This window comes from Streptomyces sp. NPDC059852 (assembly GCF_042731455.1).
Classification (GTDB): Bacteria; Actinomycetota; Actinomycetes; order Streptomycetales; family Streptomycetaceae; genus Streptomyces.
On record NZ_JBHWJK010000052.1, the window covers coordinates 3243 to 4621 of the forward strand.

General features: G+C 56.7%; 2 rRNA genes (1 of these 2 only partly in view). Both read left to right on the top strand.

Annotated features, from left to right (window positions below):
• Window positions 1-1173: ribosomal RNA gene (locus ACFV46_RS33540) — 23S ribosomal RNA — on the top strand; it begins 1801 nt to the left of the window's first position.
• A gap of 89 nt (window positions 1174-1262) precedes the next feature.
• Window positions 1263-1379: ribosomal RNA gene (gene rrf, locus ACFV46_RS33545) — 5S ribosomal RNA — on the top strand.

Consider the following 1379-nt stretch of genomic DNA (forward strand, 5'->3'; position numbering starts at 1 on the left):
CGAGCTGGGGGTGGCCGCAGAGACCAGCGAGAAGCGACTGTTTACTAAAAACACAGGTCCGTGCGAAGCCGTAAGGCGATGTATACGGACTGACGCCTGCCCGGTGCTGGAACGTTAAGGGGACCGGTTAGTCACTCTTCGGGGTGGCGAAGCTGAGAACTTAAGCGCCAGTAAACGGCGGTGGTAACTATAACCATCCTAAGGTAGCGAAATTCCTTGTCGGGTAAGTTCCGACCTGCACGAATGGCGTAACGACTTCTCGACTGTCTCAACCATAGGCCCGGTGAAATTGCACTACGAGTAAAGATGCTCGTTTCGCGCAGCAGGACGGAAAGACCCCGGGACCTTTACTACAGTTTGATATTGGTGTTCGGTTCGGCTTGTGTAGGATAGCTGGGAGACTGTGAAGCTCGGACGCCAGTTCGGGTGGAGTCGTCGTTGAAATACCAGTCTGGTCGTGCTGGATGTCTAACCTGGGTCCGTGATCCGGATCAGGGACAGTGTCTGATGGGTAGTTTAACTGGGGCGGTTGCCTCCTAAAGGGTAACGGAGGCGCCCAAAGGTTCCCTCAGCCTGGTTGGCAATCAGGTGTTGAGTGTAAGTGCACAAGGGAGCTTGACTGTGAGACCGACGGGTCGAGCAGGGACGAAAGTCGGGACTAGTGATCCGGCGGTGGCTTGTGGAAGCGCCGTCGCTCAACGGATAAAAGGTACCCCGGGGATAACAGGCTGATCTTCCCCAAGAGTCCATATCGACGGGATGGTTTGGCACCTCGATGTCGGCTCGTCGCATCCTGGGGCTGGAGTCGGTCCCAAGGGTTGGGCTGTTCGCCCATTAAAGCGGTACGCGAGCTGGGTTTAGAACGTCGTGAGACAGTTCGGTCCCTATCCGCTGTGCGCGTAGGAGTCTTGAGAAGGGCTGTCCCTAGTACGAGAGGACCGGGACGGACGAACCTCTGGTGTGCCAGTTGTTCTGCCAAGGGCATGGCTGGTTGGCTACGTTCGGGAGGGATAACCGCTGAAAGCATCTAAGCGGGAAGCCTGCTTCGAGATGAGGACTCCCACCCACTTGATGGGGTAAGGCTCCCAGTAGACGACTGGGTTGATAGGCCGGATCTGGAAGCACAGTAATGTGTGGAGGTGACCGGTACTAATAGGCCGAGGGCTTGTCCTCAGTTGCTCGCGTCCACTGTGTTGGTTCTGAAACCACGAACAACCCCATGCCATGGTCACGGTGTGGTGCGGTTGATTGTTTCATAGTGTTTCGGTGGTCATAGCGTGAGGGAAACGCCCGGTTACATTCCGAACCCGGAAGCTAAGCCTTACAGCGCCGATGGTACTGCAGGGGGGACCCTGTGGGAGAGTAGGACACCGCCGAAC